The sequence below is a fragment of the uncultured Reyranella sp. genome, from assembly GCF_945957355.1.
Classification (GTDB): Bacteria; Pseudomonadota; Alphaproteobacteria; order Reyranellales; family Reyranellaceae; genus Reyranella.
Map to the genome: position 1 here is coordinate 364,793 of NZ_CAMFKM010000001.1, position 20,191 is coordinate 384,983.

A 20,191-nucleotide genomic window follows, 5' to 3' on the forward strand; every position below is an offset into this window, starting at 1 on the left:
TCGTCGAGGACGACGACCGTGCAGCGGAGCGACGGCCTAGCCTTTGGTTTTCTTGTCGCGGGCGTCATAGGCATCCACGATGCGGGTCACGAGGTCATGCCGCACGACGTCCTGGGAGGTGAGCCGCACGAAGCGCACGCCCTCTACAGTCGACAGCGTCTCGACCGCGTCGTTCAGGCCGGACTTCTGGTTGTTGGGCAGGTCGGTCTGGCTCGGGTCGCCGGTGATGACCATGCGCGAGCCTTCGCCGAGGCGCGTCAGGAACATGCGCATTTGCATCGGTGTCGTGTTCTGCGCCTCGTCGAGAATGACGTAGCAGTGCGCCAGCGTGCGCCCGCGCATGAACGCAAGCGGCGCGATCTCGATCTCGCCCGACTCCATGCGATGCGCAATCTGCTCGGCCGGGATCATGTCGTGCAGCGCATCGTAGAGCGGCCGCAGATAGGGATCGATCTTTTCCTTCATGTCGCCGGGCAGGAAGCCCAGCCGCTCGCCAGCCTCCACGGCGGGACGCGACAGCACGATCCGCTCGACCTTGCCCGCGAGCAGCAGCGAAACACCCATGGCGACCGCCAGGTAAGTCTTGCCGCTGCCGGCGGGGCCCAGCGCGAACACCATGTCGCGCTCGCGCAGGGCCGCGAGGTAGCCGCGCTGTCCGGGCGTGCGCGCCTGGATCGTGCGCTTGCGCGTGCGGATGCTCTCCGTGTCGCCCCCCTCGGCGCCGCTGCGCGCGAAGCGCATCGCGGCGTCAATGTCGGCACTCTCGATGGACAGGCCGCGCTTCAGCCTCTCGTAGAGACCCGAGATCGCCTTCTGCGCGATCGCGGCATCGTCCGGTGTCCCGGAGATGGCAAGCTGGTTGCCGCGGGCAGCCAGCTGCACGTTGGCGAGCTGCTCGATACGCACAAGGTTGCGGTCGTGATTGCCGTAGAGCACGGCCAGCAGCGCGTTGTCGTCGAAGGTCATGCGCCGGACGTCGGCGGCGCGCGTGCCGGTGACCTGGTCGCTCACGCGGCCACCTCGTAGGGACCAACGACGATCTCGCCGAGAAGGCTGTTGGCGTAACCCTCGATCAGCCGAACGTCGACGATGTGGCCGAACAGGCGCGGATCTCCCTGGGCATAGACCGACTGCAGCCATGGCGTCTTGCCCATGATCTGCCCGGGCTTGCGGCCGGCCTCGGCGAACAGCACCGGCACGGTGGAACCCGCCTTGGATTCGTTGAAGTCGCGCGCCTGTCGGCCGATCAGCGCCTGCAGCGCGGCCAGCCGCGCCACCTTCACGTTCTCCGGCACCTGGTCGCCCAGCGCCGCGCCGGGTGTGCCCGGCCGGCGGCTGTATCTGAAGGCATAGGCCGAGGCGAAGCCCACCTGTTCGATCAGGCGCATCGTGTCGTCGAAATCGGCATCGCTTTCACCTGGAAAGCCAACGATGAAGTCGGACGACAACGCGAGGTCGGAACGGGCGTTGCGCAGACGGTCGACGATGCGGAGATAGAGATCGCGATCATGCCGGCGATTCATCGCGTCGAGGATGCGGTTCGACCCCGACTGCACCGGCAGGTGCAGGTAAGGCATGAGCTGCGGGACGTCGCCGTGCGCCGCAATCAGGTCGTCGTCCATGTCCCGCGGATGGGAGGTCGTGTATCGCAGGCGCGCCAGGCCCGGGATCTCGCCGATCGAGCGGATCAGGCGCGCGAGGGACCAGGTCGAGCCGTCCGGGCCCTCGCCGTGATAGGCGTTGACGTTCTGCCCGAGCAACGTGAGCTCCAGCGCGCCCGCTTCGATGAGCTGCCGCGCCTCGGCGAGCACGGCCGAAACCGGTCGCGAATACTCCATGCCGCGCGTGTAAGGCACGACGCAGAAGGTGCAGAACTTGTCGCAGCCTTCCTGGATGGAAAGGAACGCCGAACCCGCGCGGATGCCCTGCGGCGACGGCAGGTGATCGAACTTGCTCTCGGGCGGAAACTCCGTGTCGAGAATGCCCGCGCCCGGCTGGCGCCGGCCGGCATCGCTGCCCGCCGCCTTGCGCGCCACCTGCGCCAGCAGTTCGGGCAGGCGGTGATAGGCCTGTGAACCGACGACGATGTCGACGGCGGGCTGACGGCGGATGATCTCCTCGCCCTCGGCCTGGGCCACACAGCCGGCGACGGCAATCGTCAGGTCGCGACCCTCCGCCCGGCGCTCGGTCTTCGCGGCACGCAGCCGGCCCAATTCGGAATAGACTTTTTCGGAGGCATGCTCGCGAATGTGGCAGGTGTTCAGCACGACCAGATCGGCCTGCTCGGGCCCATCGGCCAGGGCATAGCCCAGCGGCCGCAGGACGTCGGCCATGCGGTCGGAATCGTAGACATTCATCTGGCAGCCATAGGTGCGGATGAACACGCGCTTGGGCTGCCCGTCGGTGCGGACGTCCTTCATCGGTCTCCGGTGCTGGAACGGGCGGTTTCTATCACCGCCGACCATGAGGGTCGAGGGGGCAGGGTCGCGGGCTTCAGGGTTGGGGGCCTCAGGGCCGGGGGCCGGTCGGCACCGGCTCCGTCAGGGAAGGCATCAATTCGGGCCGGCCGGAATTCGCCGACTGCACGCCGAACGAGACCTGGCGATGGCAGTATTCCGCCAGCTTCTTGCGGTCGCCCAGGCGGTCGATGTCGATCGGCGGAAAGAAGGTCACCACCGCCTGCGTTTCGCCGAGGCAGACCATCTGCCAAAGGTGCGGCACCAGGTCGAGATCGCCGAACCAGGCAAAGAGCGGCCGCCAGTAGCGGCCGAGCGGGATTCCATCGAGGCGGGTGTAGGAGATCGCCACCGGCTGCACGACGATGGGCCTGTCGTCACGCCTGAGTTGCGCCACGGCGAACAGGGCACTGCGGAAGGGCAGCACGCGCGTGCCGTCACTGCTGGTCCCCTCGGGGAACAGCATGAGATTGTCGCCGGTGTTCAGCCGCTGCATCATCGCGTCGCGACTGCTGCTGGTCTTGTTGGACCGTCGTTCGACGAAGATGGTGCGCTGGGCCTTGGCCAGGGTGCTGAAGAACGGCCACGTCGCCACCTCGGCCTTCGCCACGAAACAGCCGGGGATGAGGCCGCCCAGCACTTCGATGTCGAGATAGGAGACGTGATTGCAGACGAACAGCGTCGGCGTGACCGTGGACCGCTCGCCATTCACCTTCACCTTGATGCCGAGGATCACGCAGACCGTGCGATGGTACATCACCGGCAGCCAGCGGATGACCGGCGTGACCCGGAACGCCAGGGCCAGCAAATGGAACGGCAGCATCACCAGCGTGAGCAGCAGATAGCTCAGGAGCCGAAAAGCGCCACGCAGGGGGGAACCGATCCACGTCACGGCGAAAGGAACGTCCGCCGCGCTACTCACGCATCCCGCGTTCGTAGTGGCGGATGTATTTCTCCGTCACCAGCTCGGTCTTCACGATGATGAAGACGTCGGTGCTGTTGAACTCGTGATCGATCACGGCGCCGTCGCCGACGAAACCACCCAGCCGCAGGTAGCCCTTGATAAGCGGCGGCACGCGCGCCATCGCCTTGCGCGGGTCGTAGCTGCCGGGCTCGAGCATATCCATCTTCACGTAGCGGCTCGGCAGCGCGCGCACGCGGATCTCGGGCGGCGCGAGATGGTGGTGATAGAGATAGGACAGCGCCTGGGCGTGCTGCTCCGGATCGATGCCGGGCAGGCTGGCGCAGCCGAACATCACCTGGATGTTGTAGTGGTAGGCGTAGAGGGCGATGCCCCGCCAGAGCATCTGCATGGTCGCCGTGTTGCGGGCGTCGCGCTCGATGCAGGACCGGCCGAGTTCCAGGACCTCGCCCGGATAGTCGATCATCTTCTGGATGTCGTATTCGGCCGACGAATAGAAGCGGCCCATCTTCGCGGCCGCCGGGCGGCGGATCAGACGATAGGTGCCGACGATCCCCTCAGGTCCTTCGCCGCGGCGGCGGTCGAGCACCAGCAGGTGATCGCAGACGTCGTCGAACGGATCGAAGTCGCGGCGGAGCGCCTGCATCTCCGGCGACGCATGCGCCGTCATTTCTTCATAGAAAACGCGAAAACGCAGCGCCTGCGCGGCTTCGATTTCAGCCCCAGTCTGTGCGAGGCGAACTTCGAAATCGCCAGCGACGACCTTCACGATCTCCGCATTGGAGACGGGTGGTCCAAGAAGCTCGGCTTCGCTGTCAACGCGGTCGATGCGCATGATTAATCCGCAAGGGGGCCGCCCCGATCATGAGCCCATTATCGGGCTGGCGAGGGGCGCGTCCACTTATTTTTGGCGCTCGGATTTTCCATCCAGGGGAACACCGTAGAGTTCCAGACGATGGCCGACGAGCCGGTACCCGGCTTTCTCGGCGATCTTCCGTTGAAGCTCCTCGATCTCGTCGTTGTGGAACTCCACGACCTTCCCACTCTGGATGTCGATCAGATGATCGTGGTGCTCCTCGGGCGTCTCCTCGTAGCGCGCCCGGCCGTCGCCGAAATCGTGCTTGGCGAGAATGCCCGCTTCCTCGAACAGCCGCACCGTCCGGTACACCGTCGCGATGGAGATGTTGGAATCGATCGCCGTCGCACGACGATGCACGGCCTCGACGTCGGGGTGATCCGACGCATCCGAGAGGACACGCGCGATCACGCGTCGCTGATCGGTCATCTTGAGGCCGCGCTCTGCGCATAGGACTTCGAGTTTGGACTTTCGGTCTGGCATGCCCACCTACCCTACACTGGCAGGCGTTCCGGGTATAGTTGGACATGTCCATACAGGCCGACGATGACATCGACATTACCGGCGAGGTCTGCCCCATGACCTTCGTGCGGACCAAGCTGCGGCTCGAGCGCATGCAGCCCGGGGAAATCCTCGCCGTACGCCTGCGCGGCGAGGAGCCGCTGCGCAATGTCCCGCGTGCCGCAAGGGATGAAGGCCACACCATCCTGGGCATCGAGGCGGACGGGGATATCCACATCGTCACCATTCGCCGCCTCTGATCAGCTGAAATCGAGGCGCATGACGAAGGCGTCGGCCGGCGGCCCGTCCCCGCGCCTATAGTAGGCAGTCCGTCGTCCGACGGTCTCGAAGCCCAACGAATTGTAGAGCGTCAGGGCAGCGGGATTATCCGCACCGACTTCAAGGAAAAGCGTCCGCGCACCGTCGCCCCGCACCCGGTCGATCACCGCGCCGAGAAGCCGCCTGGCAGCGCCGCGGCGGCGATGGGCGCGGCCGACCGCGACGGTGAGAAGCTCGGCCTCGTCGGCAGCCGTCCGGCAGATGGCCATGCCGACGTCGAGGTTGTCCGCCATCAGCAGGAAGCCCGCGACACCCGGCGAGGCCAGCAGGCCCGCGATGTCCTGCCGCGTCCAGCCGGGCTCACCCAAGGGCTCGAATGCCTCGCGGTGGAGGCGCGATGCCCGGTCGAGGTCGACCGCGCGCAAGGGATTGAGGACGAACCCAGCAGTCATCGGCTCACCCCGTCACTCGACCGTGCGGCGGGCACCGTCCGGCAGGGTGATGTTGACGCCGCGCAGGTAGAGCGGCCGGGGCAGGCCATCGGCGAGGTTCCGCCCCCGCCAGGTCTCGACGCCGTCCACGAGGGCCAGGCGGCCGAGCACGGCGGGATCGGGCTGCCCGTCCCGAGCAACGGCGTCGACGCCGGCGGCCATCAGGGAGGCGGCGAGCGGCGCCACATCCTTTCCAACGATCAGGCATTCATGCCCGGCGAGACGCACCGCGAGGTCCGCCGCCGTCGCCGCGAAGGGTGCTGGATCGTCGCCAACGGCCGCGAACCAGTCGCCGAGCTTCGTGTCGACGGCCGCGACCACCAGCCGTTCCGTCGACGGCGCCTGCGCTCGCAGCACCGCAGTGGTGGGAATGCCGGCCAGGGGAATCCCGAGGCCGACGGCGAGGCCGCGGGCGGCCGACAAGCCCACGCGCACGCCGGTGAAGCTGCCGGGCCCGGTCGTGACCGCGATCAGGTCGAGCCCGGTCCGCGCCACGCCGGCCTGCTCCAGCGCGGCGGCGATCGCCGGCAGAAGTCGCGCCGCCTGCTCACGCCCTTCCTCGAACAGACTTACCAGGCAAACGCCGTCGCGCACGACCGCGACGCCCTGCCCGCTCACGGCGCAATCGAAGGCCAGCACGGTGCTCACGGACGGCGACCGCGCGGGACGCTGGCGCTGGGGGAGGCGGCTCGGCATTGTAGTGTCATGAAGCTCGACATTGTTGCGATCGCTCCGCCCGACTTCGACGTCGACGTGACGCTGGCTTATGCGACGGATGCAAATCTAACGGGGCGGCCGGTATATCGGAACGCCGAATGCTGGCTGCACAGGGAGGCGGCCGACAAGCTCGCGGCCGCCATCGATCTCGCCCGGCCGCTCGGGTATCGGCTGCGCATCTTCGACGCGCTGCGGCCCGTGGAAGCGCAGTGGGCCCTGTGGAACGTGAATCCCGACCCCGAATTCATCGCCGATCCCCGCCGCGGCTCGCCCCATTCGCGCGGCGTGGCCGTCGACCTCAGCCTGCTCGACGCCGACGGCAACGAACTCGACATGGGCACCGCGTTCGATGCCTTCACGCCGCTATCGCATCATGGACGCACCGACATCTCCGTCGAGGCGCAGCGCAATCGCCTGCTGCTCATGGGCCTGATGACGTCGGCAGGCTGGGACTTCTATCGCAATGAATGGTGGCACTATCAGCTGTTCGACGCGCGGCGCTATCCGCTGGTCGCCGATGCCGACCTGCCCCGCCCCATGATGTGACCGATGATGCAGCGCCGGGCTTTCTCAGAATCCGGAGAGCTTGGCCCTGTCGAAGTCGCGCAGGTCGTTCTCGCGCATGATCTGGCGGACGAACTGCACGTATCCCTGGCCGCGCTCGGAATAGCGCAGCAGCGAGCCGATCAGGCGGAAGCCGTCGGGATCCTCGCCGCGCTCGCGCATCGCCGCTCGCTCGCTGCGGAAACCGGCATAGGCGGGATGGGTGTTGAGGTTGGCGACATAGGCGTCGGTCGCCTCGCCCACGTCGGTGAAGGGCTGCGGCATGCCGGCCCCGGGCTTCCACGGTACCGAGACATTGTGACGGCCGACGGCCTGGATCTGACCGTACAGGGCGTTGCCCGTGCGCGCCGCGAACGACGTGCCCCAACCCGATTCGACGCCGCCCTGGGCGATCGCCATCGAGGGCGGAACGATGTCGACGCGCCGGATCAGCTCGTCGATCTTGTCGGGTGACGTATCGTAGCGGTCGGCGAGATCGTCGAGCCAGATGCGCTCGATCGCCGTCAGCATCTGCGGCGTCGAATAGAGCTTGTCGCGCAGATAGAGAAGCTGCTCGCGATCGGCGAGGACGCGCTGGTTGACCTCGAGGATCACGGGGAGGAGCGCGGTGATGAACAGCATCTTGCGCTCGTTGCCGTCCTTGCTGCCGAGATCGGCCGGCACGCGGTCGACCTTGTACGGCGGCACGGCCTCGCCCTGGCGGATGTCGGTGAGCGTATAGGAGACGTCGCGGAAGAAGCCGGCGAGTTCGTCGGCGGTGCGCGGGCTGATCGCCCGCACCTGCACCTGGCGGCGGACGGCATTGCCCGGCGCCGCGAAACGACCGTGGCTGCCGGACGAATCGCGCACCGAGCGATGGGCGACGTCGTCAGGCTCGCTCAGTTCATGGCGCACGAAGGTGAGAGCGGCGGGTTCGGCCTCGAGGACGAAGAGGCTGGCCGGATCGACTTCACGAGCTTCGGCACTGCCAACGCCGAACGAGAGATAAGGCGCCGCATCGACCGAGGGCAGGGGCTTGTAGAGGACCACACCGGTTGCCAGCACGGCGGCCCAGGCGGCGGGAAAAGCATAATTGCGCCCGCGCTCGATCGCGGGCCGTAACGTCAACTGCATGCCACACTCTTCATTTCGTTTGCGCGCACGAACGGGTTGCCCCGCGGGCCCTGCGGGGCCCGCGAACACCATCTCAACGCGACGCTTGAGCTGAAGCGGCCTACTGGGCCGCTTGGACTTCCACTACTTCCGGCACGTAGTGCTTCAGAAGATTCTCGATTCCCATCTTCAGCGTGGCCGTCGAACTCGGGCATCCCGAGCACGATCCCTGCATGTGCAGGTAGACGATGCCATCGCGGAAGTCGTGAAACACGATATCGCCGCCGTCCTGGGCCACTGCGGGCCGGACACGCGTGTCGAGGAGTTCCTTGATCTGGGCAACGACCTCGTCGTCGTCCGCCGCGACGGAAGCCGCCGCGTCTTCATCGGCGATCACGGGATCGCCGGACGTGTAATGCTCCATGATGCCGCCGAGAATCGACGGCTTCATGATCTGCCAATCCCGGTCCGCCGACTTGGTGACGGTCACGAAGTCGGAGCCGAAGAACACGCGCTCAACGCCTTCCACCGCAAACAGCCTCTTGGCAAGCGGTGACGGCGTGGCGGCCTCGACGTTGGCAAAATCCGCGGTCCCCTTCTCCATGACCACACGGCCAGGAAGAAACTTGAGGGTCGACGGATTGGGCGTCTGCTCGGTCTGGATAAACAAACCTACCTCCGGTTCGAATGCTTCGGGGCGAACCCCTCGGCATCGCTCAGGCTGGGGATCAGGACGTCTCCATCCCCACTCGATGGCTTCGGACGTAGGAACCGGGGCCAAGTCGATCAAGACGATTCTTGAGACGCTCTGTATAAATATTATGGAATAATCAAATATTATTAATATTTATCAATGCAATACACTGCGAAATTCCCAACGCAACCTTTATGCTTCAATTGTACACAAAGAAGATTTGTGCGCAGATCGCCGCATCACGGACGACAAACCACGCGCACGGCTCATGAGATTGCGTCGATCTCCGCCTCGGTGAGAGCGCCCGGAACGATGGTCAACGGGATGCGAAGCTGCCCTCCGGACTTGCCCGTGAAGGCCGTCACCAACGGCCCCGGACCGTCGCTGCCCGAGGCACTGCCGAGCACCAGGACCGAGATCGAACGATCCTGGCCGAGGAGCTTCGCGAGTTCGTCACGGCTCTTGCCTTCGCGAATGTAGATCGAGGGGGGTTGGCCGGTCATCGAAACCGCCACGTCGGCATGTCGGGCCACGACGGTCTCGGCCTGCTGGCGCGCTTCCTCGCGCATCAGCTCGACCACCGATCCCCATTGCTGTCCCTCGGGCGGATCCATGACGTACAGCATCGCCACCCGGCCGCCGGTGCGCTTGGCGCGACGGCAGGCATAGCGCAGGGCATTGCGCATCTCCGGACTCTCGTCGACGACGACCAGGAAGACGCGTTCGCCGGTCTTGAGCTGCTCGTTCATGGCCCTCTCCCTTCGATCTTCTAGAGACGCCGCCTTCTAGAGACGTCGCATGACAGCGCCGCCCAGCCAGCCGACCAGCAGCGCCATCAGGATGGCGCCCACGCCGTACAGGGCTCCCTCATGCGCCGACCAGCCTGCGAGCTGGGCACTGAAGCCGACCTTGCCGACCGGCAGCGGCCGCGACACGGCCGCAACGATCTTCCCCTCCCGCAACAGATAGACCCGGATGTCGTACACGCCTTCCGGCAGCCGCGACGGGAAGGGCAGGTCGACGCGAAACAGCCGGCCGGCCTGCACCGTCACCTGGCCGATGGCCGCCGGGTAGAGGCCCTCGCGCCGCTTCACCTCGACGAGGCCGGCGCGGAAGCGGGCCAGTTCCGCGGCGTCGCGGGGCGTCGCCGGCTTCAGGCTGGACAACCGGTCCTCGAGCGACAGGATCTCGCCGCCGGCGCCGCGCGCCAGCAGGCGCTGCAGCGGCTGGCTGGCCGCGATGGCGTAATAGGCCGGCACATCGTCGAACGCCTGCCGTCCGGTATTGAGCCAGATCCCGAGGAACCGCTGCTTGCGCATCACCGTCTCGCGAGCGGGCGGGCCGGCCACGACCACGACGATCTCGCCGGGCGGGTCGAACATGCCGAACAGCAGGATGCTCTCGCCCTGGAAGGCCGAGGTGATCGACACGCGGGCCAGCGAGAGATCCATGATCAGGTCGGGCGTCGTCGGCTCGTTCGGCACCGAAGGCGGCGCGACGGCATCGGGCGGCCCGCCGATGGTCGGCGCCGGCAGCGCTCCGGGTGCCGGCTCCAGGCGCGGGCCCTGCGCCAGGGCGCCGGTCGCGCCCACGAGGATCGCAAGACAGGCCAGGAGACCCGACGACCTCACGGCAACACCTCGCGGGTGCCCAGCGAATAAAGCGAGCTGGGCGTGCGCAGCAGTTCGGTCAGGAGTTCGGCGGCCACGAGCAGGATCAGGAGCGACATCAGGGCGCGCAACGCCACGCCCGGCAGCTTCGCGGCCAGCCGCGCGCCGATCGGCGCGCCGACGACGCCGCCCAGGATCAACAGCAGCGCCAGCACCACGTCGACGGTGCCGTTGGTCGCGGCCTGCAGGAAGGTGACGTTGGCCGCCACGAACAGGATCTGGAAATTCGACGTCCCGATCACCACCGCCGTCGGCATGCCGAGCAGGTAGATCATCGCCGGCACCAGGACGAAGCCGCCGCCGACGCCCAGGATCGCCGACAGGACGCCGATGAGGAAGCCCAGCCCGATCGGCAGAAGGGCGCTGATGTAGAGCTTCGACTTGTAGAAGCGCAGCTTCAGGGGCAGCCGGTGCACGAGATAGTGGGTATGGAGCTTGCCACGCGGCGCGTCGGGATTGCGTCGGCGCTTGAAATAGGTGCTGAGACTCTCGAACATCATCAGCAGGCCGATCGTCGACAGCATCACGACGTAGAGCACCGCAATGACGAAATCGATCTGGCCGATGCGCTTCAGGTAGGTGAACAGCCAGACGCCGGCCGACGAGCCGAGCATGCCGCCCGCCAGCAGCACCAGCCCCATACGCAGGTCGACGTTGCCGCGCCGCCACTGCACCTGCAGCGAGGAGATCGAATTGGCCACCACCTGGTTAGCCTGGCTGGCGACCGCGACTGCCGGCGGGATGCCGACGAAGATCAGCAGCGGCGTGGCGAGGAAGCCGCCACCGACGCCGAACATGCCCGACAGAAGGCCCGCTGCGGCGCCGAGGCCCAGCAGCAGGAACACGTTCATCGAAAGCTCGGCAATGGGGAGATAGATCTCCACGCTGAGGCCTACTTCAGCAGAATGTTGGTGATCTCGCGCAGCTGCGTGCGGGCGCGCAGCAGGTAGAAGCCCTGCGCGAGCAGGTGATTGGGGATCAGCAGGGCATCGGGATAGCCGTTCCAGACGATCCAGGGGTCGAGTTGGGCCGCGATGCGGAAGGTATCGACCGTGCCGTTCCAGGCGGTGGTGAGTTCGCGGTCGCGGATGACGTTCTGGAAATCCACGCCGAGATCGCGCAGCAGCAGGTAGTAGACGTAGAGACGGCCCTTGTTGAAATAGAAGATGTCGTCGCACCGTGCGTCGAACAGGTCCCCTGCCTTCTCGATGACGTGCTGGTCGATCGCCGCCGAGTCGGAGCCCAGGTCGTTGGCGATGCGGTCGAGCAGCGCCTGCAGATTGTCGGCGCGTCGCTCGAACACCGCCTGCCCTGTGCCCAACCGCTTGTTGTAGGCCATCAGCCGGTCGCGGCCGGCGCGATACTTCTGGGCGGAGGTCGTCGAGGGCAGCAGCGACACGCTGGGTTGCCACAGCCAGATATTGGGCTGTTCGTTCAGGAAGCCACGCGCCTGTTCGAGGTCACGGTCGGTCTGGCTCGATCCGCGCGTGCGGCCGAGCTGGTCCATCAGCTCGGTGCTGAAGCGGCCCAGCGCCGACATGATGCCGCGCTGGAAGTTCGGCATGTTGTCGAGCAGCCCGGCCGGCGTGAAGAAGGGCATCATCGGCGTCCAGGTGTGGACGTCGACTTCGCGGGTGACGAGATCGGCCGCGGTGGCGACCGCCTTGCTTTCACCTGGCGCAACGCCGCGTGCCGTGAACTGCGGATCGTCGTCGATATCCTCGGTGACCAGCGCGCCGACCGGATAGTACAGGATGAGCAGCAGGACGACGATGCGCCATGTCCATCCCCAGACCTTGCGACCGCCTGACGATGGGACGGAAGTCGAAAGGCCCGGGCGCCATCCCCGCACGCGATCCCAGCTTCGCCGCCACCAGGGAGGCTTGGCCGACGAGGGTGCGCTGTAGTCCGGTTCGAATGTCATGGCACACCTTACCATTCGCCTCGTGACGAAATAGGGGCGCGGGCTGCTAGAGTGCAACGAATGTTTTCAATGGAGTGGGTGGAATGGCTCTCGATCCGGAATCCCAGCGGCTGATCGACCTGATGGCGGCCGCGAACCGGCCGGCCTGGAACACGCTGAGCCCGCAAGCGGCCCGCGATCTCTATCTTTCCCTGCGCCCCGGTGCGCAGGGCCCGCGCCCCGCCGGGGTGACGGTCGCGGATCGCACCATCCCCGGTCCGGCGGGAGAGCTGCCCGTCCGGATCTATCGCCCGGCATCGGCGGCCGCCGATGCGAAACTGCCGGCACTGGTCTATGCGCATGGCGGCGGCTGGGTGTTCGGCAATCTCGACAGCCACGACGTGCTCTGCGCCCAACTCGCGATCGAGGCCGGCATCGCCGTCCTGCATGTCGACTACCGCCTCGCACCGGAGGCGCGTTTCCCCGGCGCCTTCGACGATGTCGTGGCAGCGCTGCAATGGGTGGCCGCCAACGGTGGCTCGGTCGGCATCGATCCCACGCGACTCGCGATCGGCGGCGACAGCGCCGGCGGCAATCTCGCGGCCGCCGTCTCGATCTGGGCGCGCGACCATGGCGGACCGAAGCTGCTGATGCAGCTCCTCGCCTATCCGGTGACCGATGCCGTGGCCCGCGCCGAATCCTACCGGCATTTCGAGGACGGCTACGGGCTGAACGCCATCACCATGGAATGGTTCTTCGATCACTACACGCCCGAGAAGGCGGATCGCGGCGACTGGCGCGTCTCGCCGCTGCGCGCGGCCTCGCTCGCCGGCCTGCCGCCGGCGCTGGTCGTCACCGCCGGCTACGATCCGCTGCGCGACGAAGGCCGCGCCTATGCCTGGCGGCTGCAGCAGGAAGGCACGCAGGCCGACCTGGTCGAGTTCGGCGGCATGCTGCACGGTTTCCTCAGCTCGCCGATGCTGCTGCACGGCGCCCGGCGCGGCACCACCCTCTGCGCCGCGGCCCTGCACGAGGCGCTGGTGCTGCGCGCCCCATGACCCTCGCAGCGTGAGCGCGGCCGCCTCTCGCGGCGCTCCCCCGGTCAGCATGGCGCTGCCGGGGCTGGTGATCGCCGTCTGCATGATTGGCGACACGCTGCTCTATGCCGTGCTGCCCCTCTACCATCAGGAGTTCGGCCTCTCGCTGGCGATGGTCGGCGTGCTGCTGTCGCTCAACCGCTGGATCCGCCTCCTTGCCAACTCCGGCGTCGCCCATTTCGGCGAGCGCATCGGTCCGCACGCGTTGATGATCGCGGGCGCGCTGGGCTCGTCCATCTCGACCACGGTCTACGGGCTGATCGACGATCCGACGGCACAGGTCCTGGCGCGCATCCTCTGGGGCATCTCCTACGCCTCGCTCAATCTCGCGACGCTGGCCTATGCCGTCAGCGATCGCGCCAATGCCGGCAAGCGGGTCGGCGCCAGCCGCGCCGCGATCGGACTCGTCCAGGCCCTGTCGCTGGTCGGCGGCGCCTGGATCGTGCTCGAGCTCGGCGCCCGCCCGGTGTTCCTGATCTATGGCGCGGTGACGCTGATCGCCCTCGGCGCGGCGATCGTCCTGCCACGCCTGCCGCGGGAACCCCTCACGAAGAAGGGCCTCAAGCTCCCGATCCCGCATCGCCTCGAAGTGTGGGGTTTCGTCATGGGTTTCGCGGGCGACGGCGTGTTCCTGCTGACGCTCGCCTTCCTGATGAAGGACTCGATCACCTCCGTCGCCGCGGTGATGGCGACGGCGCTGCTGCTGGCGCTGCGCTGGCTGGTCGAAGTCACGACCGGGCCGATCGGCGGCTGGATCGGCGACCGGTTCGGGGCGCGGCGCATCGCCATCGCGACTGCGGCCCTCCTGGTCGGCGGTTTCGTGCTGATCGCGGCGGATCACGAGCTGCTGGGCGCGCTGATGATCGTCATGACTCGCGGCATGTTCAACACGCTGATCCCGGTGCTGGTGATCGAACGTGGCCACGGGACCGTCCTTTCCAGCCAGGCGAGCTACTCGACCTGGCGCGACTTCGGCGCCGCCGTCGGCCCCCTCACCGCGCCGTGGCTCTTCCTCAACATCCCGCAGGGGCCGCTCTACGCCGCGCTCGCCCTGGCGCTCGGGGTCAGCGGCTACTTCTGTCTGGTCCGCCGATGAGGCAATCACGCGCATATTGATTCCAATATACTTGCATATGGAAATATATCGGCCCATATTCGGCCGATGAACACGCCTTCCTTCTCCGCCACACTCAATCTGCTGCGCGCCAACGCGCGTCTCGAAGAGCGCTTCGCCGGCGAACTCGGCTCCGTGCACGGACTTGCCCTCAGGGAAGTGCTGCTGCTGATGCACCTGGAGCGGGCGCCCCTGCATCGGCTGAGCCGCATCGACCTCGCCAAGCGCCTGCATGTCAGCCCTTCGACCGTCACCCGCATGACCACCCCCCTGGAGAAGCTGGGCTGTGTCGGCCGCGAGGCCGATCCGCGCGACGCCCGCCTCGCCTACGTCGTGCTGACCGAGGCGGGCCAGCGGCTGGTCGGTGAGGCCCGGGCGACGCTGGAGCGCATGGCGGCCGACCTGTTCCGCGACCGCTGGGCCAAGGCGGAGATCGCGACCCTGGCCGATCTGCTGGGCCGCCTCACCGCCGGCCAGCCGGGAGACTTGTCGTGATCCATCTCATCTGCGGCTCGACCGGCGCCGGAAAGACCACTTACGCGAATAAGCTGCGCCAGCAGCTCGGGGCACTGCACCTGTCGATCGACGACTGGATGGTGACGCTGTTCGCGCCCGACACGCCGCCGCAGGTAAGCTGGCCATGGATCGAGGAACGTGTGCTGCGCTGCGAGCAGCAGATCCTGGCGACGGCCCTCGAACTCGCCCCTACCGGCGTCCCCTCGATCCTCGATCTCGGCCTTCAGCGAACCGACCAGCGTCGTCGCATCGCCGAACGGGCCATGGCGGCCGGCGTCGGCGTGCGCCTGCATTTCCTCGACATCGATGTCACGGAACGCTGGCGTCGCGTCGAGCGGCGCAACGACCGGCAGGGCGAGACCTTCCGCGTGAAGGTCACGCGCCCGATGTTCGATTTCATCGAAACGATCTGGCAACCGCCGACACCGGAAGAAGTGTCGGCCCTCGACGGCGTGCGGATCGGGGCCTAGCGGAACACGTCCTTGCGGTGACGCACCTCGGCGAACACCGCGACGGGATCGCCGCCGGCGAGGCCGACCGCAGCCTGGACCGCCGGCACGTCGACGCGCAGGAACGGGTTGGTGGCCTTCTCTTCGCCGAGCAACGAGGGCACCGTCGCCTCGCCCCTGGAACGCGCCGCATCGATCGCGGCGGAGCGCGCCTTGAGCTGCTGGTTGCCAGTCTCGACGGTCAGCGCGAAGCGGGCGTTCGACTGCGTGTACTCATGCGCACAATAGACGCGCATGTCGTCGGGCAGGGCGCGCAGCCGGCTGAGCGATGTCCAGAACTGCTGCGGCGTGCCCTCGAACATCCGGCCGCACCCGAGCGCGAACAGCGTGTCGCCGCAGAACAGCGCCTTCTGCTCGCGGAACGCATAGGCGATGTGGCCGCTCGTGTGGCCGGGCACGAAGAAGATCTCGGCCTCGGCCTCGCCGACCCGGTAGCGGTCGCCGTCGTCGACCTCGACGTCGATGCCGGGGATGCGGGCGCGATCCTGGCGCAGGCCGACGATGGTGCAGCCGGTTGCCTTCTTGATCTCGAGGTTGCCGCCCACATGATCGCCGTGGTGGTGGGTGTTCAGGATATGCGTGATCTTCCAGCGACGCTTCTCGGCCTCCGCGAGGACCGGTCCGGCCACGGCGGGATCGACGACGGCCACGGCGCCGCTCTGCAGTTCCCGCATCAACCACACGTAATTGTCGTTCAGGACCGGGATACGGATGATGTCTAGCGTTGTGCTCATAATGCAACGCTAGCAGAGCTGACCTGCGCCGGCCATGGTCCGTCCGGCCGGCTTTCTGCTACACTGGCGAGCATGTGGAGCGACGTCCTCGACCTTGAGGAATTCTACGGCAGCACACTGGGCCAGATGACCCAGCGGCTCCTGCGCACGCGCCTGCGCGAAATCTGGCCGAATGTACGCGGCGAGACGGTGCTCGGGCTGGGCTACGCGCAACCGCTGCTGCGCCCCTTCATGGAAGAAGCCGGCCGGACGCTCGCCTTCATGCCCGCCCAGCAGGGCGTCACGCGCTGGCCGCGCGAGGGCCGCAACCTCGCGACCCTGGTCGACGAGCTCGACCTGCCGCTGCCCGACCGGTCCGTCGACCGGGTCGTGCTGGTCCATGCCATCGAATGCACCGAGCAGCTGCGCCCGATGCTGCGCGAGATCTGGCGCGTGATGGCCGATGGCGGCCGCATGGTCGTCGTCGCGCCGACACGCACGGGCTTCTGGTCGCAGGTCGACCGTTCGCCCTTCTACCAGGGCCATCCCTATTCCGCGGGACAGCTGAACGCGCTGCTTCGCGCCAACATGTTCGCGCCGCTGCGCCAGACGCGCGCGCTCTACATGCCGCCGACCCGCTCGCGCCTGATGACGCGCATGGCGCCGACGGTGGAGCGTTTCGGCCAGCGGTGGCTCGGCCGTTTCGGCGGCGTGAACGTCATCGAATCCGGCAAGCAGCTCTATGCCGGCATTGCGGAGCGCAGCCAGCCGCAGGCCGTCCCCGTGCGACCCAAGCTGCGGATCGCCAGCTCGCGCGACACCCCGCAGGTCGTCGGCGCCGCGCGCAACGCCGAGGAAGGCGACAAGCCCGCCTCCTGATTTCCGGGAAGAAAGAACGACATGGCATTTTCTCCGCGCGTGATCGCGCTGCTGGGTTTTGGCGAGGCGGGATCCGCCATCGCGCGTGGCCTCACGGCCGAGGGCGCCTGGCGCGGGCCATCGAAGCCCGGCGACAACGCCCCGCGCCGCGTCATTGCGATCGATACCGCTCTCGACAAGGATCCGCGCGGCACGGCGCTGGGCAGGGTCGCGCGCGGCCTCGATGTGGCGATCAGCGACAGCTACACCGAGGCGCTGGGCGAAGCCGATCTCGTGATCTGCGCCGTCCAGGGCGAGCACGCGCTCTCGGCCGCCCGGTCCGCTGCCCCGCTGCTGAAAAGGGGCGCGCACTATCTCGACCTCTGCACCGTCACCGGCAGGATGTCGGACGAGGATCGCGCCGAGATCGAGAAGGGCGCCGGCCGTTACATCGACATCGCGGTCATGGGTGGCTTCTTCAAGCAGGGCATCAAGGCGCCGATGCTGGTGGCGGGCGAGGACGCCGCCGAGGCGGTGGCCTGGATGAACGACAACGGCTTCGTCGCCACCCTGCTGGGACCGAAGCCCGGCAGCGCGTCGTCGGTGAAGATGCTGCGCAGCACGCTCGTGAAGGGCATCGAGGCGCTGGGCGTCGAGGCGCTGGTCGCCGCGCAGCGACAGGGCATCCTCGACGAGGTGCTGGGTTGCCTGGGCGATGCCGATTCGATGGGCCTCGCCGGCTTCATCACCATGCTGGTGCAGACGCATGTCGTTCATGCCCACCGCCGCTGGGAAGAGATGGGGCTGGTCGCCCAGACCCTGCGCGAGACCGGCGTCGATCCGCTGATGACCGAATCCATCGAGAAGAGCCATCGCCGTACCGTCGATGCCCACATCGCCCCGGCCGACGGCCAGGTGCCGAGCCTCGAGGAGGCCTTGAAGATCCTGTCGGAGAAGGTGATCCGTGGACGCTGAGATCAAGACGGGTGAAGTCTTCGACCGGCTGGTAACGCTTCTCACCGACGCCCAGGCGAACTTCCGCATCATCGAGCATGTGCACGAGGGCAAGTCGGAAGCCATCAGCGCCATTCGCGGCAACCGGCCCGACCAGGCCGCCAAGGCGATGGTGCTGGACGTGCGCGGCGGTGGCGGTGGCAAGCGTCATGTGCTGGCCATCCTCCCGGGCAGCCGCAAGCTCGACTTCGCGGCGGTCGCCGCGCTCTTCGAGGCACGCAAGTGCGGTTTCGCCTCGCCGGACACGGCGCAGGAACTGACCGGCTGCGTCATGGGCGCCGTGCCGCCGTTTGCCTTGGATCCTGCGATCTCGATCGTCGTCGAGGAAGACCTGCTGGCCAACGAGACGCTGTTCTTCAACGCCGGCCGGCTCGACCGCTCGATGGAACTCGACACCAAGGACTGGCTGGCGATCGCCAGGCCGCGCGTTGCCCGGATCGCCGTCCGTGCCTGAGATCTGGCGCTTCGGCGCCGTCAGCGAAGCCGACTTCGAACCCCTGCTGGCGATCCGGACCGATGTCATGCGCGAGCATCTCGAACGGGTCGGGCGCTATACGCCCGAGCGATCGCGCCGCATGTTTCGAGGCCATTTCGACGAGCCAGGAATGCGGCTCATCCTGCAGGAGGGCATCCGCGTCGGCTGCGTCGGCTTCCGACGGCACGATCACGAGATACGCATCGATTCGTTCTATCTCGAACGCCGCCTGCACGGCTCGGGCCTCGGCACGGCGATCCTGAAGGTGCTGCTGGCCGAGGCCGACGAGACCGGCCTGCCCGTGAGACTCGAAGTCCTGACCGGCAGTCCGGCCGACCGCTTCTATCTGCGCCATGGCTTCGTGAAGCTGAAGGAAGACGAGATCGAGGGATTCTACGAGCGCCCCGCCACCGGCCGGTCGATTGCCGCGCTGATGCCGCGCGGGCCGGGCCATCAGTTCGTCTTCTACGGCGATGCTTGTTCCGGCGTGGCCGGTGCCCTGCATGAACGCACCTTCGCCAGCGTCAATGCTTCCGTCCGGCGTCTTGCGCCCTCGCCCGAGTTCATCCTGTTCCTGGGCGACGAGATCGCGGGCTACACGGCCGACGCGGACTCGCTGCGTCGCCAGTGGCGGCACTGGCTCGACGAAGAGATGGGCTGGCTCGAGCGTCGGGCGATTCCGATGTGGCACACGACCAGTAACCACGCGACCTACGACGCGATGAGCGAGGACGTGTTCCGCGAGGTGCACGACCACCTGCCGCGCAACGGGCCTCCCGGACAGGAAGGCCTGTCCTACTGGGTGCGTCGCGGCGACCTGCTGCTGGTGTTCGTCCATACGCTGTGGACCGGGCTCGGCGGCGAGGGACATGTCGAAACGGATTGGTTGCGCGACGTGCTGCGCCAGAATGCCGATGCCCGTCACAAGATCGTCGCGGGCCATCATCCGGTGCATCCGGTCAACGGCTTCGCCGGCGCCTATCAGCGCGATGTCGGCCCGGAGCACGCGACCGCCTTCTGGGACATCCTGAGCGAGAACGGCGTGCGGGCCTATCTGTGCGGCCACATCCTCGCCTTCGACGTCCAGGTCCATCGCGGTGTGCTGCAGATCTGTACCGCGGGCGCCGGCACGGCCCACCGCATGCCCGAGGGAATCGAGTATCTCCACGCCGTCCAGGCGGCACTGGATGACGATGGCCTGCGCTATCAGGTGCTCGATGCCGACGGCGTGGTCCGCGAGCGCCTGTCCTGGCCGCTGGAGATGCCGCCGGTCGAGCACTGGCGTGCTCTGGATGAAGCACGGTTCGGCAGGGACAGGATCGCCGCCTTCCGCTTCACCGGCCGCGCCGCCGCTGCAGGCACGAGCACCCTCCAGACATTCCTGTCGGCGTTCACCCCCGGCCGCCGCGCGCCCTTCTGGGTCGGCCTCAGCGGGCCGGCGCAACGCCTGCTGGCGATCCTGGAACCGGAGCCCGGCCGCAGTCCTCACTATTGGGTAGGCCCCTCGCTGACGGCCGATGCACCGTTCGACATCCAGCTGCTCGTCCATCCCGGCATGGGTCCGGGCGGCCTGCTCTATCGCCTATCCGATGACGACGCCTGGTCATCGCTGTCGGCCGCCTCCGCCTGGGGCGCCGAGCGCCTGGACTGGCCGGACGCCTGGAGCATCGGCCACGGCCAGCAAGGCCCGGACGACCGCACCTTCCTGGGCCGGGATCTCGCGGTCTCAGCGGAGACGCTCGACCTGTAA

24 protein-coding genes are annotated in these 20,191 nt (G+C 67.4%); 10 read left to right on the forward strand and 14 right to left on the reverse strand.

The features are described from left to right. Nucleotides 1-36: 36 nt before the first annotated feature. The 5 genes from Q0Q48_RS01735 to Q0Q48_RS01755 form a co-directional block, all read right to left on the reverse strand. Entirely contained in the window at nucleotides 37-966 is a 930-nt protein-coding gene (locus Q0Q48_RS01735; RefSeq protein ID WP_295133752.1) for a PhoH family protein, read from the reverse strand. 41 nt (nucleotides 967-1,007) lie between these two features. Further along, complete coding sequence (gene miaB / locus Q0Q48_RS01740; protein ID WP_295132935.1) at nucleotides 1,008-2,420, reverse strand: tRNA (N6-isopentenyl adenosine(37)-C2)-methylthiotransferase MiaB; 1,413 nt, start codon at nucleotides 2,418-2,420, stop codon at nucleotides 1,008-1,010. A gap of 88 nt (nucleotides 2,421-2,508) precedes the next feature. Beyond that, complete coding sequence (locus Q0Q48_RS01745; RefSeq protein ID WP_295132937.1) at nucleotides 2,509-3,378, reverse strand: lysophospholipid acyltransferase family protein; 870 nt, start codon at nucleotides 3,376-3,378, stop codon at nucleotides 2,509-2,511. Then, nucleotides 3,371-4,213: a GNAT family N-acyltransferase gene (locus Q0Q48_RS01750; RefSeq protein WP_295132939.1), complete on the reverse strand. Its 843-nt coding sequence runs from the start codon at nucleotides 4,211-4,213 to the stop codon at nucleotides 3,371-3,373. The genes Q0Q48_RS01745 and Q0Q48_RS01750 overlap by 8 nt, the downstream gene beginning before the upstream one ends. 66 nt (nucleotides 4,214-4,279) lie before the next feature. Further along, on the reverse strand, nucleotides 4,280-4,717 hold the full coding sequence (locus Q0Q48_RS01755) for a Fur family transcriptional regulator (protein ID WP_295132942.1): 438 nt from the start codon (nucleotides 4,715-4,717) through the stop codon (nucleotides 4,280-4,282). A 44-nt stretch (nucleotides 4,718-4,761) separates the two neighbouring features. Here Q0Q48_RS01755 and Q0Q48_RS01760 point away from each other — a divergent pair, with 44 nt between their 5' ends. Continuing rightward, nucleotides 4,762-4,995: a sulfurtransferase TusA family protein gene (locus tag Q0Q48_RS01760; RefSeq protein ID WP_295132945.1), complete on the forward strand. Its 234-nt coding sequence runs from the start codon at nucleotides 4,762-4,764 to the stop codon at nucleotides 4,993-4,995. Here the strand turns inward: Q0Q48_RS01760 and Q0Q48_RS01765 are convergent, their stop codons facing one another. Next, the gene (locus Q0Q48_RS01765; RefSeq protein WP_295132948.1) at nucleotides 4,996-5,466 is read right to left on the reverse strand and encodes a GNAT family N-acetyltransferase; all 471 of its coding nucleotides are present in this window, start codon (nucleotides 5,464-5,466) and stop codon (nucleotides 4,996-4,998) included. Nucleotides 5,467-5,478: 12 nt separating this feature from the next. After that, nucleotides 5,479-6,201: a tRNA (adenosine(37)-N6)-threonylcarbamoyltransferase complex dimerization subunit type 1 TsaB gene (gene tsaB, locus Q0Q48_RS01770; RefSeq protein ID WP_295132951.1), complete on the reverse strand. Its 723-nt coding sequence runs from the start codon at nucleotides 6,199-6,201 to the stop codon at nucleotides 5,479-5,481. 9 nt (nucleotides 6,202-6,210) lie between these two features. Between tsaB and ddpX the strand changes: the two genes are divergently transcribed. After that, a complete protein-coding gene (gene ddpX, locus Q0Q48_RS01775; protein WP_295132954.1) occupies nucleotides 6,211-6,768 on the forward strand; it encodes a D-alanyl-D-alanine dipeptidase in 558 nt (185 codons plus the stop codon). 24 nt (nucleotides 6,769-6,792) lie between these two features. On the opposite strand, the gene Q0Q48_RS01780 is transcribed toward ddpX, so the two are convergent. From Q0Q48_RS01780 to Q0Q48_RS01805, 6 genes are all read right to left on the reverse strand, one after another. After that, entirely contained in the window at nucleotides 6,793-7,899 is a 1,107-nt protein-coding gene (locus Q0Q48_RS01780; protein ID WP_295132957.1) for a glucosaminidase domain-containing protein, read from the reverse strand. A gap of 100 nt (nucleotides 7,900-7,999) precedes the next feature. Next, nucleotides 8,000-8,548, reverse strand: coding sequence for a NifU family protein (locus Q0Q48_RS01785; protein WP_295133755.1), 549 nt, complete (start codon nucleotides 8,546-8,548; stop codon nucleotides 8,000-8,002). 290 nt (nucleotides 8,549-8,838) lie between these two features. Beyond that, nucleotides 8,839-9,321, reverse strand: a complete 483-nt coding sequence (locus Q0Q48_RS01790; protein ID WP_295132960.1) for a universal stress protein — start codon at nucleotides 9,319-9,321, stop codon at nucleotides 8,839-8,841. Nucleotides 9,322-9,357: 36 nt separating this feature from the next. Further along, nucleotides 9,358-10,203, reverse strand: a complete 846-nt coding sequence (locus Q0Q48_RS01795; protein WP_295132963.1) for a TIGR02186 family protein — start codon at nucleotides 10,201-10,203, stop codon at nucleotides 9,358-9,360. Further along, complete coding sequence (locus Q0Q48_RS01800; protein ID WP_295132966.1) at nucleotides 10,200-11,126, reverse strand: sulfite exporter TauE/SafE family protein; 927 nt, start codon at nucleotides 11,124-11,126, stop codon at nucleotides 10,200-10,202. The genes Q0Q48_RS01795 and Q0Q48_RS01800 overlap by 4 nt, the downstream gene beginning before the upstream one ends. Before the next feature lie 8 nt (nucleotides 11,127-11,134). Continuing rightward, entirely contained in the window at nucleotides 11,135-12,166 is a 1,032-nt protein-coding gene (locus Q0Q48_RS01805; RefSeq protein ID WP_295132969.1) for a DUF2333 family protein, read from the reverse strand. Nucleotides 12,167-12,249: 83 nt separating this feature from the next. Between Q0Q48_RS01805 and Q0Q48_RS01810 the strand changes: the two genes are divergently transcribed. From Q0Q48_RS01810 to Q0Q48_RS01825, 4 genes are all read left to right on the forward strand, one after another. After that, entirely contained in the window at nucleotides 12,250-13,203 is a 954-nt protein-coding gene (locus Q0Q48_RS01810; RefSeq protein ID WP_295132972.1) for an alpha/beta hydrolase, read from the forward strand. Between the two features lie 10 nt (nucleotides 13,204-13,213). Beyond that, complete coding sequence (locus tag Q0Q48_RS01815) at nucleotides 13,214-14,338, forward strand: MFS transporter (RefSeq protein WP_295132974.1); 1,125 nt, start codon at nucleotides 13,214-13,216, stop codon at nucleotides 14,336-14,338. A gap of 66 nt (nucleotides 14,339-14,404) precedes the next feature. Further along, a complete protein-coding gene (locus Q0Q48_RS01820; protein WP_295132977.1) occupies nucleotides 14,405-14,851 on the forward strand; it encodes a MarR family transcriptional regulator in 447 nt (148 codons plus the stop codon). Then, nucleotides 14,848-15,342 (forward strand): ATP-binding protein, encoded by a 495-nt coding sequence (locus Q0Q48_RS01825; RefSeq protein ID WP_295132980.1) that lies wholly within the window; start codon nucleotides 14,848-14,850, stop codon nucleotides 15,340-15,342. Before Q0Q48_RS01820 ends, Q0Q48_RS01825 begins: the two co-directional genes overlap by 4 nt. Here the strand turns inward: Q0Q48_RS01825 and gloB are convergent. Continuing rightward, complete coding sequence (gene gloB, locus Q0Q48_RS01830) at nucleotides 15,339-16,115, reverse strand: hydroxyacylglutathione hydrolase (protein WP_295132982.1); 777 nt, start codon at nucleotides 16,113-16,115, stop codon at nucleotides 15,339-15,341. The two genes, Q0Q48_RS01825 and gloB, sit on opposite strands and share 4 nt — an antisense overlap. 72 nt (nucleotides 16,116-16,187) lie before the next feature. Between gloB and Q0Q48_RS01835 the strand changes: the two genes are divergently transcribed. From Q0Q48_RS01835 to Q0Q48_RS01850, 4 genes are read left to right on the forward strand one after another with little or no spacing between them, the layout of a single operon-like run. After that, nucleotides 16,188-16,973 (forward strand): methyltransferase domain-containing protein, encoded by a 786-nt coding sequence (locus Q0Q48_RS01835; protein WP_295132985.1) that lies wholly within the window; start codon nucleotides 16,188-16,190, stop codon nucleotides 16,971-16,973. 21 nt (nucleotides 16,974-16,994) lie between these two features. Beyond that, nucleotides 16,995-17,927 (forward strand): DUF1932 domain-containing protein, encoded by a 933-nt coding sequence (locus tag Q0Q48_RS01840; protein WP_295132988.1) that lies wholly within the window; start codon nucleotides 16,995-16,997, stop codon nucleotides 17,925-17,927. Beyond that, nucleotides 17,917-18,420 carry a YbaK/EbsC family protein gene (locus Q0Q48_RS01845; protein WP_295132991.1) on the forward strand — a complete coding sequence of 168 codons (504 nt, stop codon included), beginning with the start codon at nucleotides 17,917-17,919 and terminating at the stop codon, nucleotides 18,418-18,420. The genes Q0Q48_RS01840 and Q0Q48_RS01845 overlap by 11 nt, the downstream gene beginning before the upstream one ends. After that, the gene (locus Q0Q48_RS01850; RefSeq protein WP_295132994.1) at nucleotides 18,413-20,191 is read left to right on the forward strand and encodes a GNAT family N-acetyltransferase; all 1,779 of its coding nucleotides are present in this window, start codon (nucleotides 18,413-18,415) and stop codon (nucleotides 20,189-20,191) included. Before Q0Q48_RS01845 ends, Q0Q48_RS01850 begins: the two co-directional genes overlap by 8 nt.